At 49.2% G+C, this 15,763-nt stretch carries 11 protein-coding genes; 6 read left to right on the top strand and 5 right to left on the bottom strand.

All coding sequences use genetic code 11. The features are described 5' to 3' along the window. The first annotated feature begins 221 nt into the window (after positions 1-221). From ACJJIT_RS05780 to ACJJIT_RS05790, 3 genes are all read left to right on the top strand, one after another. Positions 222-1,283, top strand: coding sequence for a linear amide C-N hydrolase (locus ACJJIT_RS05780; RefSeq protein WP_444900272.1), 1,062 nt, complete (start codon positions 222-224; stop codon positions 1,281-1,283). A 74-nt stretch (positions 1,284-1,357) separates the two neighbouring features. Continuing rightward, positions 1,358-2,230 carry a GNAT family N-acetyltransferase gene (locus ACJJIT_RS05785; protein ID WP_444900273.1) on the top strand — a complete coding sequence of 291 codons (873 nt, stop codon included), beginning with the start codon at positions 1,358-1,360 and terminating at the stop codon, positions 2,228-2,230. Continuing rightward, positions 2,230-3,135: a polysaccharide deacetylase family protein gene (locus tag ACJJIT_RS05790; RefSeq protein WP_444900274.1), complete on the top strand. Its 906-nt coding sequence runs from the start codon at positions 2,230-2,232 to the stop codon at positions 3,133-3,135. Before ACJJIT_RS05785 ends, ACJJIT_RS05790 begins: the two co-directional genes overlap by 1 nt. A 500-nt stretch (positions 3,136-3,635) precedes the next feature. Here the strand turns inward: ACJJIT_RS05790 and ACJJIT_RS05795 are convergent, their stop codons facing one another. From ACJJIT_RS05795 to ACJJIT_RS05805, 3 genes are all read right to left on the bottom strand, one after another. Next, complete coding sequence (locus ACJJIT_RS05795) at positions 3,636-3,938, bottom strand: hypothetical protein (protein ID WP_444900275.1); 303 nt, start codon at positions 3,936-3,938, stop codon at positions 3,636-3,638. Between the two features lie 506 nt (positions 3,939-4,444). Continuing rightward, positions 4,445-5,917: an aminoacyl-histidine dipeptidase gene (locus ACJJIT_RS05800; protein ID WP_444900276.1), complete on the bottom strand. Its 1,473-nt coding sequence runs from the start codon at positions 5,915-5,917 to the stop codon at positions 4,445-4,447. A 116-nt stretch (positions 5,918-6,033) separates the two neighbouring features. Beyond that, entirely contained in the window at positions 6,034-8,001 is a 1,968-nt protein-coding gene (locus ACJJIT_RS05805; RefSeq protein ID WP_444900277.1) for a VacB/RNase II family 3'-5' exoribonuclease, read from the bottom strand. A gap of 350 nt (positions 8,002-8,351) precedes the next feature. Here ACJJIT_RS05805 and ACJJIT_RS05810 point away from each other — a divergent pair, with 350 nt between their 5' ends. Both ACJJIT_RS05810 and ACJJIT_RS05815 read left to right on the top strand, forming a co-directional pair. Further along, a complete protein-coding gene (locus ACJJIT_RS05810; RefSeq protein WP_252082454.1) occupies positions 8,352-9,440 on the top strand; it encodes a Glu/Leu/Phe/Val dehydrogenase dimerization domain-containing protein in 1,089 nt (362 codons plus the stop codon). A 250-nt stretch (positions 9,441-9,690) separates the two neighbouring features. Further along, on the top strand, positions 9,691-12,510 hold the full coding sequence (locus ACJJIT_RS05815) for a M16 family metallopeptidase (protein ID WP_444900278.1): 2,820 nt from the start codon (positions 9,691-9,693) through the stop codon (positions 12,508-12,510). Between the two features lie 135 nt (positions 12,511-12,645). Here ACJJIT_RS05815 and ACJJIT_RS05820 read toward each other — a convergent pair whose 3' ends face one another. After that, positions 12,646-13,257 carry a glutathione S-transferase family protein gene (locus tag ACJJIT_RS05820; RefSeq protein WP_252082433.1) on the bottom strand — a complete coding sequence of 204 codons (612 nt, stop codon included), beginning with the start codon at positions 13,255-13,257 and terminating at the stop codon, positions 12,646-12,648. A gap of 90 nt (positions 13,258-13,347) precedes the next feature. On the opposite strand from ACJJIT_RS05820, the gene ACJJIT_RS05825 reads away from it, so the two are divergent. Next, on the top strand, positions 13,348-14,709 hold the full coding sequence (locus ACJJIT_RS05825) for an amidohydrolase family protein (RefSeq protein WP_444900279.1): 1,362 nt from the start codon (positions 13,348-13,350) through the stop codon (positions 14,707-14,709). 60 nt (positions 14,710-14,769) lie between these two features. Here ACJJIT_RS05825 and ACJJIT_RS05830 read toward each other — a convergent pair whose 3' ends face one another. Then, on the bottom strand, positions 14,770-15,480 hold the full coding sequence (locus ACJJIT_RS05830) for an SIMPL domain-containing protein (RefSeq protein ID WP_444884270.1): 711 nt from the start codon (positions 15,478-15,480) through the stop codon (positions 14,770-14,772). Between the last annotated feature and the right edge of the window lie 283 nt (positions 15,481-15,763).

A 15,763-nucleotide genomic window follows, 5' to 3' on the forward strand; every position in this document is an offset into this window, starting at 1 on the left:
ATTTTTAAGCGTCTTTTTATGAGATCAGGGTTAAGTGGAAATATTCAGTTAAATCGCTTTCGTCTCTTTCCACATGTTGTCGTTTATTGCTGGCAGCTAAAGCTAGACTTGGCCATTAAAGATGACTTGATCGTTATTGAAATAGGGTTGATTAGTGGTTGATCGGTGTGGCTTTAAAAATTTAAAAGGAAATTAATGGCATGTATATCAGGGAAAAGATGATGGACAATAAATTTGTTCGCGGTTTACTTGGTACAGCTTTGATCTTGTTTGTTGGGTTGAGCCAAAGCAATGCCAGTGCCTGCACTAGAATTTTTTATGAGGCTGGTGATGGTTCTTATATTACAGGGAGAAGTATGGACTGGAGTGATACCACCGCTGCAATGGACTTTTGGTTGTTCCCAAAAGGGATGCAGAGAAATGGAGGTGTTGGTCAACAGTCGATAACTTGGACTTCGAAGTACGGTTCGGTAGTAATAAGTATTTATGAGGCGGCAACTTCTGATGGCCTTAATGAGGCAGGCTTGGCTGGGAATCTACTTTATCTGGCTGAGGCTGAATATGGAAACCCTCAAAAGCGTGGAAAACCGACTATTTCAGTTGGAGCCTGGCTTCAATATATGCTGGACAATTATGCAACTGTTGAAGAAGTGGTTGCAGCGATGGAGGCAGATCCATTTACTGTGATAGGAGCTGATTTGCCTGATGGTAAGCCCGCTACAGCGCATATTTCAATCTCCGATCCCAGTGGGGATTCTGCGATATTCGAGTATATCAATGGAGCACTACAGGTCCATCATGGCAAGCAATATAAGGTCATGACCAATTCTCCGATATATAGCCAACAACTGGCGATTAATACTTATTGGAGCCAAATTGGTGGTGAGAATTTTCTGCCTGGTACCATAACTGCAGCAGATCGTTTTGTCCGTGCTAGTTTTGCCCTTGAGTCATCACCAAATTTTAAAGATCATCGAAAGGCAGTTGCCTCAGTCTTCTCACAAATACGCGCTGTGAGTGTGCCACTGGGGATGAGTGATCCAGGGAAACCCAATATTGCCTCGACCCTGTGGCGTTCAGTGATAGATCAAAAGAGAATGCGATATTACTTTGACTCAGTGATAAACCCTTCGGTGGTTTGGTTGGATTTTAGTAGTTTAGATTTTAAAAGTGGGGCGAAGGTTTTATCCATGAAGCTGGATACCCCGAGTGATATTGGTGGTGAAATATCTTCGCAGCTTAAGCCGGCAACTCCCTTTAAATTTCTTGCACCAAAGAGTTAACCGGATTTAAAAAGTCACATTTAACTAGATTATAAATGAAGTTGATCTCAGTCTCTTTATAAATAGGGGTGGATATGAAAGATACGATGACTATACGTAATATGCAGCGCCCTGAAGTCGATGTTTTGGTAAATTGGGCAGCTCAAGAGGGCTGGAATCCAGGATTGCATGATGCTGAAACTTTTTGGCAAACGGACTCTAAAGCATTTATCGCTGCACTGGTTCAGGACAAAATGATAGGCGGTGGTGCTATTACCTCGTATGAGGGAATATATGGCTTTATGGGCTTCTTTATTGTGAAGCCAGAGTACAGAGGATTGGGGCTTGGTCGTAAACTTTGGTATTTCCGTCGTCAACGAATGCTTGAAAGGTTAAGCCCAGGAGCTTCAGTGGGGCTGGATGCTGCATTCCAGATGCAGGGTTTTTATGGGGAAGGCGGCTTTAAATTCTCTCATCGCAACTTGCGTTTTAGTATGGCCGTGCCTTTAAAAGTGGCTTCAAATGGTAGTGGAAATTTTGAAATATTACCTCTTGCAGAGATTCCTTTCGATCAGCTTCTTCAATATGACATGACCTGCTTCCCTGCAGGAAGGGAAAAATTCTTGCGTACTTGGCTGAATCAAGAAGGGGCTCAGGCTTTGGGAGTATTGCAATCGGGAACGTTGAAAGGTTATGGGGTAATTCGCCGCTGTGGTGAAGGTTGTAAAGTGGGCCCTTTATTTGCCAATAACGGTCAGTTGGCTGAAGCGCTATTAATTGAATTGACAAAGTTTTCTTCAAGAGGGGCTGTATTTTTGGACGTGCCGGAAAATAATCAAGAAGCCATAGCTTTAGTTAAAAAATATAATATGAAAGAGGTATTTGGTTGTGCGCGTATGTACCTAGGCTCTAAGCCCGATATTGCTCATGAGCGTATTTTCGGTGTAACAACCTTTGAGCTGGGTTGATGATTGAGCGTGACTTAGAAGGCTATGCAGGGCAGCCTCCGGATCCAAAATGGCCGAATGGGGCCAGAATAGCCGTTCAATTTGTACTGAATATAGAGGAGGGCGCTGAATCTTGTGTTTTAAACGGGGATGATCAATCGGAAGCTTACTTACATGAACTCTTCGGTAGGGAGCCGCGTTTAGGGGAAAGAGACCTCAGTGTTGAGAGTATGTATGAGTATGGTAGCCGGGCTGGCGTGTGGCGTATCCTCAATATCTTCAACTCGAACAAACTCCCACTAACGGCCTTCGCCTGTGGGTTGGCACTGGAATTAAACCCAAGTGTGGCACAGGCATTGGTAGCCGCAGGTCATGAAATAGCAGGGCATGGATATCGCTGGTTAGATTATCGCCATATTGATGAAGCCGTTGAGCGAGAGCATATACGAGCAACCCATAAGTGCATTGAAAGACTAACTGGAGAGAGAGAAGTTGGTTGGTATATCGGTCGCACTAGTGCTAATACCCGCAAACTTCTAGGGGAAGTTTCCCAGGTCCTCTATAGTTCTGACTCCTACAGTGATGACTTGCCATACTGGAGTTATACCCCAAAGCCTAGGCTAATCATTCCCTATAGTCTTGTGAATAATGATGTTCGATATCTTTTCCCAAATGGCTGCGCTTCGGCAGAAGATTTTTTTCAAATTTTAAAAGATGCGTTTGATCTTCTCTGGCTAGAAGGGGAGAGTCAGGCGAAAATGTTAACGGTTGGTTTACATGGCCGAATCAGTGGCCACCCCGCTCGTGCAATGGCTTTACTCCAATTTATTGACTATATCCAAAATCATGAAAAAGTTTGGATTTGTAGAAGGTCAGATATTGCCAAACATTGGATTTCTCAGCATCCCTCAGCGGGGGGGGAGTAGTTAACCTTATTAAGCTCATTGTGTTGTCGAGGTCAATAGGATTTTTCAACTGTCATAGGAAATGTTGTTGATTTATAAGAGGCTGGCAGCTATTGATACTTCATGGGACTGCCAGCGGCTTTTATTCTCTGTTTTTACTTAAATACCATTGCTAATACTGACTGCTGGAGACTGAAATATTTCCGTTTTTCCTCTGCTCAATCATGGTAAATGGAAGCACTATTGTGTCAGTTGCGGTGGAAAAGAGGCTGTCTTCGAGATACACGCCGAGAAGTAAGTCGACATTTATTGATTCACTGTCTGAATGCATTTTACATATATTGTAGGAAAGACCCCTGTAGACTCTCGGGATGGATTCACAGTTGGATTTTTGCCGTTTTAAATTTGCAGAAATTTCACGGTCTGTGCTGGAGAGGGTGGTGAAAGTCCCACAGCCCGTTAACTTAAGAGAGCAAATTGCTAGACTGGTAGTTTTCATTAATATCGTTCCCTGTGAATGTTTAGAATTGATAGCCGAAATGTAGTTTTAGCTCGGTCCCATCTCTGAATGAGCCATCTTTATTAGTTTTTAGGTAGGATTTTCCCAAACTGATACCACCTAAGAGGCTGGCCTCGTCATATCTATTGAAGAAGTAAGTGTAAGATCCTGCGATAAAGCTTTCATAACGTCCTTTATATTTGAATTCAGATAATGACTTATTGTTCGGCGATGCACTGAGAAGGTTTGAATTTTCATAAATATAATGTTCCCAATCTAGCTCTTTTGTTCTTATAAGTAAGCCGAGGGAGTGTTTTGGGTTCAAGCTTCTTTCCCATCCAAGGGTTATTCCATACTCTACATCAAGGTTGTCGGCCAGCCCTCCTCCGATATAAAAAGTGTCGGCCCCATAGGTGTTTGAGTACTAGATACCTAAAAGGCCTCCATATTGTGTACCTACACCAAAGCTAAGGTGGTTATTCAGATTTGCAGAGGCGAATGCGAAGGATGGGAAAAGAATACAGGCAAAAATCACACTTTTCATAGTTCTTCCATGTTGTGTTAAAGCGATTCTATTGACCTAAGGCATTCAAGGGAAGTTCCGTAGTGGTTTCTAGAGTAAGAATTTTTATAAAGGCGCTGAGCACTCTTTGGAAAATAAAAAATATTTTATTAATTGATGAGACAAAAAAGTAAATTAGATTGAGAAAGAAGACTGCTGACTTGATTTTTACTTGTTGGGGGTCGCCTGCCCACTCAGATGATTTGTAGTGGGCAGGCAATAAAAAAGGATGATACTGTTAAAGATAGCTCTATAGGTTGATCGTTAAGCTAGCTACGGGCAGGAATGGCCTGCACAACTTTAATAAAATAATCCCAGAAGTTAGCCACACTCTGAATATGCACTCGCTCTTCGGGTGAGTGGGCGCGTCGGATAGTGGGGCCGAATGAGACCATGTCCCAGTTGGGGTATGGCTTGGCTAAAAGACCGCATTCCAGGCCGGCGTGGATGACTTTTACTTCTGCATGTTCCCCAGTCATTTCCTTGTACACTTCCCGCATCATGGCAAGTAGTGGTGAGGCTGGGTTTGGCGTCCAGCCGGGATAGGCATTGCCCAGTTTGGTTTTTGCACCGGTCAGCTCGAATATGGCGGCTACGTCGAGTCCATGGTGGTCTCGGGCGCTGTCGGAGAGGCTGCGTACCAGGCATTGCATCTTTACTTGATGTTGGCCGTTTTCTTCAACAGTTACCACACGAGCCAAGTTGTTGGATGTATCGGCAATACCATCCAGTGCGGTGCTCATGCGTTCTACACCGTTGGGGCAGGCGCGAATAGCACGGATTAATTTCAGCTGGCTCGCTTCATCCATAACGCTGCTCGGTGCTTCGGCTGCTTCCAAGCAAATCTCCAGCGATGCTTCATTGTCGAATTCGCGTGCAATTTGCGCGCTCTCTTGCTCAACAATTTCCTGTAATTGTTTCTGTGCGTTATTCGGTACAACTAGTGTGCTGAAAGATTCCCGAGGGATGGCATTGCGCAAGCTGCCACCATCGAGGCTGGCAATGCGCAATTGGGGAATGCTTCGCTGAGCGGTATCAATAACACGATTGGCAATTTTATTGGCGTTACCGCGACCTTTGTCAATGTCCAGGCCGGAGTGCCCACCGCGTAGACCGCGTACAGTGAGTTTGAAAGCCTGAGCATCAGCCATCAGAGGCTCGGCGGTGTAGGGTAAGGCGGCATTAACGTCCACTCCACCAGCACAGCCGATGTAGAGTTCTCCCTCATCTTCGGTATCGAGATTTAACAGCAGGTCTGCTTCGAAATAACCTGGCTTAAGATTTTTCGCTCCGGTCATACCCGCTTCTTCATCAATAGTCAGCAGTGCTTCCAGGGCTGGGTGCGGGATATCTGTAGATTCCATCAGGGCGAGGATGGCAGCTACACCGATGCCGTTATCGGCCCCCAGGGTGGTGCCTTCTGCGGTTACCCACTCACCATCGATATAGGGTTTGATGGGGTCCGTCAGAAAATCGTGATCAGTATCGGCATTTTTCTGCGGCACCATATCCACATGGCTTTGCAGTGCCAGTGTCTGGCGGTTTTCCATGCCGGGGGTAGCCGGCTTCTTGATAATGACATTGCCAATTTCGTCGAGCTGAACTTCTAAGCCGCGATTCTTGGCAAATTCCACAATGTGTTCGACAACGCGGTCTTCATGCTTGGATGGGCGGGGAATTTCACAGAGTTTGGCAAAGTGTTGCCATAGCGGTTTAGGGTTCAGCTCAGCAATATTGCTCATTGGTGGCCTCGGGCATTGTTATGGGTTGGTTTTATGCTCTGCGTTTAAATTGGCGCAGCTAGGGCATAACAGTAAAGAGCCCGGCGGGTGCCGGGCTCTTTGGGGTTCTACTTGGCTTATTTCTCTATAGCCATTTCGTTTGCTGAAGTTTCAGGTAAGAGCTCCAGGGAGATGCGGCGTTTATCGACATCTACAGAGGAAACTTTAACGCTGATAGTTTGTTCCAGCTGGTAGCTCTGTTCGTTGTAGGTAAGGGTAAGGTGCTTGCCGTCAAAATTCGGCAGGTTCTTTTTATCCCCATTTAGGCGAACAAATCCATCAATACCAAATTCGTCCAGGCGCACACCGAGACCGGCGCCATTGACCAGGGTGATCTTGCCGCTGAACGCCTGTCCAACCTTGTCCTGCATAAATTGGGCATAAAGCCATTGCTCGAGCGCACGATTGGCCTGGCGGCCGCGGGTCAGGCTGTCCTGCAGGGCTTCGATCTGTTCGTCACCAAGCGCCGCAGCAGGGCCGTCTTGTTGGGCGGCACGCAGTACCCGATGGTTATGCAGGTCGTTGTATTTACGAATGGGGGAGGTCGCAGTGGCGTAGGCTTCAAGGCCCAGACCTAGGTGCGCTCCCGCTTTGTTGTCGAGTTGGCCGGGGCGCAGCATGCGCTTCAGAACCGACAACAGGTTTTGCATCTGTGCATCGCCATGGCTTTCCAGATACTTAACCAGGGCTAGGTAATTTGGCAATTCGCCGAGGTCTTGCTCTGCATGCTCCGGTAGTAACTCTTTGAGTAGGCTACGTACCTCACCCATGCGTTCCTCGCGAAAACCCAGGTGTACCGAGAAGCAGCCCTGTTGCAGCTCAGCCAGTTTGCCGCCAATGCTGATATTTGTGGCGAGCATGGCTTCTTCCACCATGCGCTGAGCAATATTGCGCTCCTGCTTTTCGATACGAGCGATCTTGCGCTTGTCGTCGAGGTGAATCTCGTAATCGGGGCGGTCTTCCATCGCCAGGGAGTGATTTGCGCGATAGGCAGAGCGAGCTTCAAAAACGGCAGCCAGGTTGCGCAAACTCTGTTTTTGCTCTTCTGGTACGGCGGATTCGTCGCCCTCAATGAACTGGCTCACTTGGATGTAGCTCAGCTTGTGCTGGGAGCGAATCGCAGCAAATTCATAGCGGCTCTCGCCCAGGCTGCCATCAGTGTTGATATCAATATGAACCACCAGGGCCGGGCGCAGTTCTCCGGGTACCAGGGAGAATAGGTTTTCACACAGGTTTCGCGGCAGCATGGGTAGGGTTTCACCGGGCAGGTATTGGCTGTGAGCGCGCTCGAACGCCTCTTTGTCCAGGGGGCTGCCGGTTTCTATCACACTGGAGGGGTCGGCTATGGCGATATGCAGGGTCCAGCCTTCGTTGCGGGTGGTGACGGCGAGGGCGTCGTCCATATCGCGGGTACTTTCCGCATCGATTGTGGCAAAGCCCAGTTCAGACAGATCCTGGCGCTCGGAGATCACTTCGGCGAGTTGAGCGCTGATTTCTTGCGCCTGGGCCTGCGCAGGCTGGCCAAACTGCTCAGGCAATTTGAATTGCGCTACTACATAAGCATGCTCAATACCGGGGATATCGGGCTTGCCAATGACCGTTTCCACTTTTGCCTGGGCGCGGCCATCTTTGAACGGGTGTCGATTGATTTTACAAGCGATAAACTCTCCGGGCTGTGCTTTACCGCGGGCCTTGGGAGGCAGGAAAATCCAGCGCGACAAGCCGTTCTGGCTGGGCTGGATAAAGTGCCCCTGGCCCCGCTGCACATATTGCCCAACCAGATAGTCGAGTTGGCTTTCGATCAGGGTATCCAGCTCAGCGCTGAGCTTGCCTTTTTTCTCTTCCGTGAGGCTGACTCGGACACGATCACCAGGGAAAACCCGTTCCATCTCATTGGGAGGTAAAAAAGCCTCGCGTCCATCTTCTAGCTCCACAAAGCCAAATTTGCCGTTGCTGCCGCGAACCCGGCCCTCGGCAAACTCCTTACTGGAGCGAATATCTGTTTTCAGTTGTGAAAGTTGTTTCAGAGCGTCGGCATTCAGCATCGAGTTGATCTCTCGGGGGTCGATTTAGGCGCGGATTCTACCAGACCAGAATGAAGCGGGTAACAGGGGGCTAAAGAAGGAGAAATCATATCCGTTTGATTAAGCGCAAAGATGCCGGGTTGAAGGGGCAGTCAAGATCGATGACTGTATGGCCCAGTATATTTCCGTAGGGGCCGCTGTCCTAAAAAAAAATAATTCGTATGAGGATTTAGCTATTACAGTGCTGTTCTGTGCAAAATATGCAAACTTTATCTGCCGAAGCTAGATATAATCTTACCCCTAAATAAAAACAGATAAGGGCTGTGGTTGTTCCCCAGCTGTAGAACCGGCCTTCCGGAGAGGAACAGTTAATGAGTATTTTTTCCCATTCCGCCTACGATAAGCACGAACAAGTGGCGTTTTACCAAGATGCTAAGAGTGGTCTCAAAGCAATTATCGCGGTACACAATACGAATTTAGGTCCCTCCCTGGGTGGTTGCCGCATGTGGCCATACGCCGATGACGGCGAGGCTCTGAATGATGTTCTGCGTCTTTCACGAGGCATGACCTACAAGTCTGCTATGGCTGGCTTGAAGCTGGGTGGCGGAAAATCTGTCATTATTGGCGATCCGCGTAAGGAAAAGACTCCCGAGCTGCTGCGCGCCATGGGTGAGTTCATCAATACCCTGGGCGGCCGCTATATTACCGCAGAGGATTCCGGCACCAGTGTTGCCGACATGAGCGTAATTGGCGAGACCACCGAGTATGTGTCCGGTCTGTTCGCGGGTTCTGAATTCGGCGGTGACCCCTCTCCCTCCACTGCATATGGAGTGTTTGTCGGCCTTAAGGCTGCTGTCGAACACCGCTGGGGCAAAACCGACCTTACGGGTCTGAAGGTCTCTATTCAGGGGGTGGGCAACGTGGGCTTCCGCCTGGGTAAACTACTGAAAGACGCTGGTGCAGAACTGTTTGTGACCGATATCTTCCAGGACAATATCGACCGTGCGGTAACTGAGCTGGGTGCTATTGCCGTGACCGCAGATGAGATCTTTGATCTGGATGTGGATCTGTTTGCTCCCTGCGCTATGGGTGCCATCCTCAATGATGACACCATTTCCCGCCTGAAGGTGGGTGCTGTGGCCGGTGCAGCCAATAACCAGCTGGCCGAGGAGCGCCATGCAGCGGCTCTGCGCGAGAAAGGCATTCTGTATGCGCCAGACTATGTGATCAACGCCGGTGGCATTATTGATGTTTACTACCAGCAAAAAGGTGACTACGACGCCGCAGAGGTGAAGGCCCATATCGAAGAAATCGGCAGCACCATGAAAGAAGTGTTTGTGCGTGCAGACGAGACTGGCGAGACCACAGCGCATGTGGCCGACCGTATTGCTGAAGAACGCTTCGGACACCACTCTGTGACTGGTGATACGGAGAACAAATCCGGCACCGTGGCAGCATAACTTAATTCGGCACGGGAGATGTGCCGATGACCTGATCCCTGGCGATTGGCATCATCGCTTCTCTCTGTGATGTATTTATTTGGGCACTTTAGTGCCCATTTTTTTGTCTCAAGATTGATGTAGTGACCTGGTGCCTCATTCTGGTGTCAGGTTTTTGGTTCGTTACTGCGGAAGGCGAGCCGGTAAATGGATTGGATACTGGCCTAAACTTGCCATCCTGAATCCGCGGTTATTACTAGGGAGTGACAATATGGACTTGCGTCCAGTGTTCTTCAGTGTCGTTATCGCTACTGCTGGTCTTGCCGGCTGTAATCAGTCTACCGATGATACCCCCCACGCTCTTTCCGTGGACAAGGAAGCCGCAGCCAGCAGTAAAGATGCGGCTACGGATCAGAAAGCATTCGTACCGCCTCCTCAACTGGATATTCCCTTTCACAAGGAAGTTTTGCCTAACGGACTGACCGTTATTGTGCACGAGGATCGCAAGGCCCCGGTTGTCTCTACCAACATCTGGTACAAGGTGGGCTCCAAGGATGAGCCGAAGGGTAAAACCGGCTTTGCGCACTTATTTGAACACCTTATGTTCAATGGCAGTGAGAACTTTACCGGCGAATACTTTGAACCCTTTCAGCGCTCCGGTGCTACCGATATGAACGGCACCACGAGTAACGATCGCACCAATTACTTTGCCACAGTTCCCAAGGGAGCTCTGGATATGGCTCTGTGGATGGAGTCTGACCGGATGGGCCACTTCCAAGGCGCTATTACCCAGGAGGTGCTGGATGAGCAGCGCGGGGTGGTTAAAAACGAGAAACGCCAGGGAGAGAATGCGCCCTACGGCAAAGCTTTTGACATTATTGCCAAAAGTACCTTCCCTGCGGATCACCCCTATTCATGGACACCTATAGGTTCCATGGAAGACCTGGATAATGCCAGCCTTGAAGATGTAAAGAAGTGGTTTGCAGATCACTATCAACCGGCCAACGCCACCCTGGTTATTGCCGGTGATATCAGTGTTGATGAGGCGATGGCTAAGGCGCGCAAATATTTTGCTGATATTCCCAGTACTAAAGTGCAACCTCGAATCAAAAACTGGGAGTTACCCACCCAGGTGAAAAAGCGCGAAGTTGTTCACGACCAGGTACCGCAAACCCGTATTTACAAGGTTTGGAATGTCCCCGCCATTGGTAGTGAGGAAGAGCATGCCCTGGAGCTGATGACTTCGCTGCTGGCAAATCGTAAAAACTCCCTTTTATATCGTCGATTGGTTCGGGATGAAAAAGTAGCGACCAGTGTGAGTGCTTTTTATTACGGTCGCCAGTTGGCAGGTCAGCTGATTATTGTGGTGGATGTAAAGCCGGGGCAGCCTGTCGATAAAGTGGAAAAACTCTTAGATAAGGAGTTGCAGCAGTTTGCTAAAAACGGCGTCAGCGCAGAAGAGTTGCGCCGGGTTAAGCAGGGTGAATTCGCCAGCCTGGTAAAAGGATTGGAAAAAACCGGTGGCTTTGGTGGTAAGAGCGATATCCTTGCCCGTTCGGAATTTTACTATGACGATCCCGGCGCACTTCTGAAAGGTGTTGAAGAGTATGCCAAGGTTTCCGCTCGTGAGGTGCAGGATGTAGCAGAGCAGTGGCTGAAAGATGACTCTTACACTTTGATTATCCAACCTCAGCAGCAGTTCACCGCAGCCACCGAGGGGGCAGACCGCAGTAAGCTGCCGGAGGTGGATAAAAATGTAGAGCTGGAATTACCTAAGCAGCAGAACTTTACCCTGAAAAATGGTCTTCGGGTTGTTTTGGCTGAGCGCCACGATACGCCGGTTGTGTTGATGAATCTGCAATTTCGCAGTGGCGCCTCAGCAGACAAAAGTAAACCCGGGCTCGCTTCAGTCGCGGCACAAATGTTGAATGAGGGCGCCGGCAATCTCGATAGCCTGGAGTTTAGCGCCAGAGCCGAGGAGCTAGGGGTGAGTATTGGTGGTGGCAGTGGTTTGGATTACAACTCCATCAGCATGAGTGCCCTTAAGTCACAGTTGAAACCCTCACTGGAGTTATTTTCCAAGGTGGTTACCGAGCCCCGTTTCCCCGAGTCCGATCTCGAGCGGGTAAAGTCCAATCGCCTGGATGCTATCGCCCAGGAAAAGGCACAACCCCAGGGATTGGCACTGCGTGAGTTGCCGCCACTGCTCTTTGGTAACGAGCATCCCTATGGCGCCCCCTTGACCGGCTCTGGCACACCTGAAGGCATTAAGTCGATCACTCGCGAAGATCTGGTGAACTTCCAGAATACCTGGGTGCGTCCCGATAACGCCACTCTCACCATTGTTGGTGATGTAACAGAAAAAGAGATCGAACCGCTGCTGAATGAAACTCTGGGTGGCTGGAAAGCGCCTAAAGAGGAGTTGCCACAAATTGATGTGGCCAAGGTGGCGCGCCCGGAAAAGGCCAGGGTTTACCTCCTGGATCGTCCAGGCGCCCAGCAAAGTTTCATTATGGCTGGATTGGTGATGCCGCCTTGGCAGCCGCAGGGTGCTGAAGCTTTTGATGCGATGGCCAATACGATCGCTGGTAAGTTTACCTCGCGGGTTAATATGAACCTGCGTGAAGACAAGCATTGGTCTTACGGCGCCCGAGCGGTTTCCATGGATACGGAAGGTCAGCGGCCCTACATTCTGTTTGCCCCAGTGCAGACCGATAAAACAGCCCCGGCCATCAAGGAATTAATCAAAGAATATCAGGAGTATTTGACTGACCGCCCCATTACCGAGAAGGAGTTGGAGGACTATCGAAACGATGAAGTGCTAAAACAGAGCGCACGCTTCCAAACCAAAGGGCAGTTATTGTCCAGTATCAACTGGCAGGTGGAAAAAGGCTTGCCGGAAGATTACATTGCCGATTATCCCCAAAGGGTGGCCGCTTTGAATAAGGAGCAGGTAGAGTCCTCTGCGCAAGAGTTTCTTGCACCAGATCAATTTACCTGGGTCATTGTTGGCGATCTGGAAAAGATTAAGGGAGAGGTTGAAGCCCTGGATATTGGTCCTGTAGAGGTACTACCCGCAAAAGATCAATAAAAAATTGATGTCATACTAAAAACGCCCCGGTTTCTTATAAACCGGGGCGTTTTTTATGGGCGTTTAGTGGTTTTTTTCAAAACCTGATACCCTCCACTGGGCAGGCTATTCCGAATAGTTTTTCAGAAATTTACCTCAGGCCTTGAAGCTTGGGCGCTGCTTGAGTTGCTCACGCCAGCGGATCAGGTGGGGGTGTTTTTCGGCATCCGGACGCAGATTCTGTACTTTGCCAAAATCGAGACTGCACACCATGCTGATATCGGCTACTGAGAAATAATTTCCAACCAGAAATTCATGATCAGAGAGGTGGTCGTTTAGGGCCCCCATAAATTTTATCGCGCGTTTGCCCGAATCCTCGCCGAATTCAGGATAGACGTTCATGCGGTCCTTGAAAAAGCCAGAAACGTGTTGGAAGCACATTCCTACTGGAAACATTAAGTTGAAGTCGGCACGGCGATTCCACATTTCCACTAGGGCTTTTTCTTTTGCATCGCGGCCAAAGAGTGCCGGCTCCGGGTGTAGTTCTTCGAAGTATCGTTGAATCGCTACGGACTCAGAGATATAAGCGCCATCATCCAGTTCCAATACGGGAACTTTCTTGTTGATATCTTTACTGCGATATTCGGGGCTGAGGTTTTCGCCCTTGGTAATATCTACATGGGTAAATTCCACTTCGATGCCTTTTTCCGCAAGATACATGCGAACTCGACGACAATTGGGGGCGCTTGCAAACTCATAGATCTTCATAGGGCTTCCTCTCGCCTCGGCGATTGCGTTAAATTGAGCAGCTGTCCATAAAAACATTACAAATCTAAAAGAGACTTACTGGTGACGACAATGACCACAAGTTCCAAGAGAGGCTGCTTCTTTCGCCGCACAGTCACGGCGCTGACTGTTTTTGCGAGTCTGTTTTGCCAGCAGGCTACTGCTGAAGAGCTCGCTATTTATGCGGGGAAACTCTTCAATAGCAGTAATGGAAAACTGTTAGAGAATCGCACCATTCATATTGTGGATGGCCGTATTGAGTCGGTACAAAAAGGGTTTGCCAAGCGGGAGCGGGAAATTCTTGTCGACTTGCGCAATTACACTGTGCTTCCAGGATTGATGGATATGCACAGCCACCTCACTTATGAGTTTGGTCCTCGTGCTTATACGGAATCTTATACCTGGAATCCGGCAGACTTTGCGCTACGCGGTGTCGATGCGGCCAGCCGTACCTTGCAGGCGGGCTTTACCACCATCCGCAATCTGGGTGATCACGATAATGTCACCGTCAGTCTGCGGCGAGCGATTGAAGCAGGCACTATTGAGGGACCGAGGATTTACACTGCGGGAAAATCTATCGCAACCACCGGTGGTCACGCCGATCCCACGAATGGTCGCCGCCATGACTTAGTAGGGAATCCCAGCCCGGCCGATGGTGTTGTGGATGGGCCTATTTCCGCGCGCAAGGCGATTCGTCAGCGCTATAAGGATGGTGCAGACCTCATCAAAATCACTGCTACTGGCGGGGTGCTGAGTGTTGCCAAAAGTGGGCAAAATCCACAATTTATGCAGGATGAGTTGGAGGCAATTGTTGCCACTGCCAAAGATTATGGCTTTACCGTGGCGGTACATGCCCATGGTAAGGAAGGCATGATTCGAGCTATTCGCGCCGGTGTGAACTCCATTGAGCACGGCACTTACATGGATGAAGAGGTGATGGATCTCATGCGTAGGAACAACACTTGGTTTGTTCCGACTTTGATGGCCGGAGAGTGGGTAACTGAGAAATCTGCGATTGATGGCTTTTTACCCGAAATTGTTCGTCCCAAGGCCGCCACTATGGGGCCTCTAATGCAAGAGACTTTTTCCAAGGCTTATAAACGTGGAGTTAAAATTGCCTTTGGGACTGATACCGGTGTGACCCGGCATGGAGAGAATGCACGGGAATTTGTCTTGATGGTGCAGGGGGGAATGACTCCTGCTGACGCCATCCGCTCTGCAACCTGGAATGCCGCACAATTACTACAGATTCAAGACGAGCTTGGCAGTATCAGCGAGGGCAAACTCGCGGACATCATTGCGGTTGCAGGAAACCCTCTGGAGGATATCTCCGAATTGCAACGGGTGCAGTTTGTCATGAAGGAAGGCAAGGTTTTCAAATACCCCAGTGAGCCGGCAGTGGAGGTATTTCTGGAGCATGAGGGGAATGGTTGACAGTTGTGAGTAGAATACCGGCACCGCATAGAGTTGCGGGGCCGGCATAGAAGCAATTGATTATTTCAGTTCGAAGACCAGGTCCAAATTGACAGCTACGGTAGTCTCACCAGGGGCAATAGGGGTTGAAGCACTGTCTTTCATTGACTCCATCTGGCCCCTTAACATCATAGGGCGGGGCATACCGCCGCTACCCTGTTCAGAAATACTCACGATTCGACGAACCTTCATGCCCAGTGCTTTAGCGTAAATAGTCGCGCGCTCCTGGGCATCCAATAGGGCTTTTTCGCGAGCCTCAGCTTTTACTGGTTCTGGCTCGCCAATCTCAAAGCTGGGACCGTTAATTTGGTTGGCCCCGGCGGCGGTGAGGTCGTCCAGTACGCCTCCCAGCTCACCCAATTTGCGCACTTTGATGTTGAGGGTATTTCGCGCAGTATAGCCGACGATTTTGGGCTTCTGATCTCTCTGATAATGGTAGCGGGGAGAAAGACTGACGCCGCTGGTTTGAATATCTTTCTTGGCAATGCCGGCCTTCTTAATCGCTTTCATTAGCGTAGCCATTTGTTCGGCATTATCTTGCATGGCTTGCTTACTGTCGTCTGCCTCGGTTACCACGCCTACAGACAAATTGGCAACATCGGGAGCCTGACGTGCCTCACCTTGAGCCGCAATAGAGACCAGGGTTCCCCGTTCGGAGGGAGCCTGCCCATTTCCGCAAGCGGCGATAAGCAGAGTAAGTACTGTGATTGTCGAGAATTTTACTAACTTCATGATTTTTCCTTATCAATCGCTATGGATTTGGCATCACTCCGATGCATTAGGCGCCAAATACTATCAGTGCCTTTCTGAACCGTAGCTGAGCAAGAAGGTCAGCATAACGGATCATCGGGGAGCTGTAGACAAGCTGCTTGGCAATATTGGCTTGCCACTTGGCCGGGAAAGTGCTGCCAACTTAATCAGAGCTAAATTTCTTCTGATAAGTTTCATCTTTCTTGGTAGAAAACAAAACTCAGGAGAAGAAGCTATCGACGTCTGTTAGAAACACGTAGCTGCA

Source organism: Microbulbifer mixtoriginis (SeqCode), assembly GCF_052467515.1.

Bases quoted from the DNA above. Each gene is read 5' to 3' on its own strand.
- ACJJIT_RS05800 (WP_444900276.1), bottom strand. From the start codon at position 5,917: ATGAGCAATATTGCTGAGCTGAACCCTAAACCGCTATGGCAACACTTT.
- ACJJIT_RS05825 (WP_444900279.1), top strand. From the start codon at position 13,348: ATGACCACAAGTTCCAAGAGAGGCTGCTTCTTTCGCCGCACAGTCACG.
- ACJJIT_RS05810 (WP_252082454.1), top strand. From the start codon at position 8,352: ATGAGTATTTTTTCCCATTCCGCCTACGATAAGCACGAACAAGTGGCG.
- ACJJIT_RS05815 (WP_444900278.1), top strand. From the start codon at position 9,691: ATGGACTTGCGTCCAGTGTTCTTCAGTGTCGTTATCGCTACTGCTGGT.
- ACJJIT_RS05785 (WP_444900273.1), top strand. From the start codon at position 1,358: ATGAAAGATACGATGACTATACGTAATATGCAGCGCCCTGAAGTCGAT.
- ACJJIT_RS05820 (WP_252082433.1), bottom strand. From the start codon at position 13,257: ATGAAGATCTATGAGTTTGCAAGCGCCCCCAATTGTCGTCGAGTTCGC.
- ACJJIT_RS05780 (WP_444900272.1), top strand. From the start codon at position 222: ATGGACAATAAATTTGTTCGCGGTTTACTTGGTACAGCTTTGATCTTG.
- ACJJIT_RS05790 (WP_444900274.1), top strand. From the start codon at position 2,230: ATGATTGAGCGTGACTTAGAAGGCTATGCAGGGCAGCCTCCGGATCCA.
- ACJJIT_RS05830 (WP_444884270.1), bottom strand. From the start codon at position 15,480: ATGAAGTTAGTAAAATTCTCGACAATCACAGTACTTACTCTGCTTATC.
- ACJJIT_RS05805 (WP_444900277.1), bottom strand. From the start codon at position 8,001: ATGCTGAATGCCGACGCTCTGAAACAACTTTCACAACTGAAAACAGAT.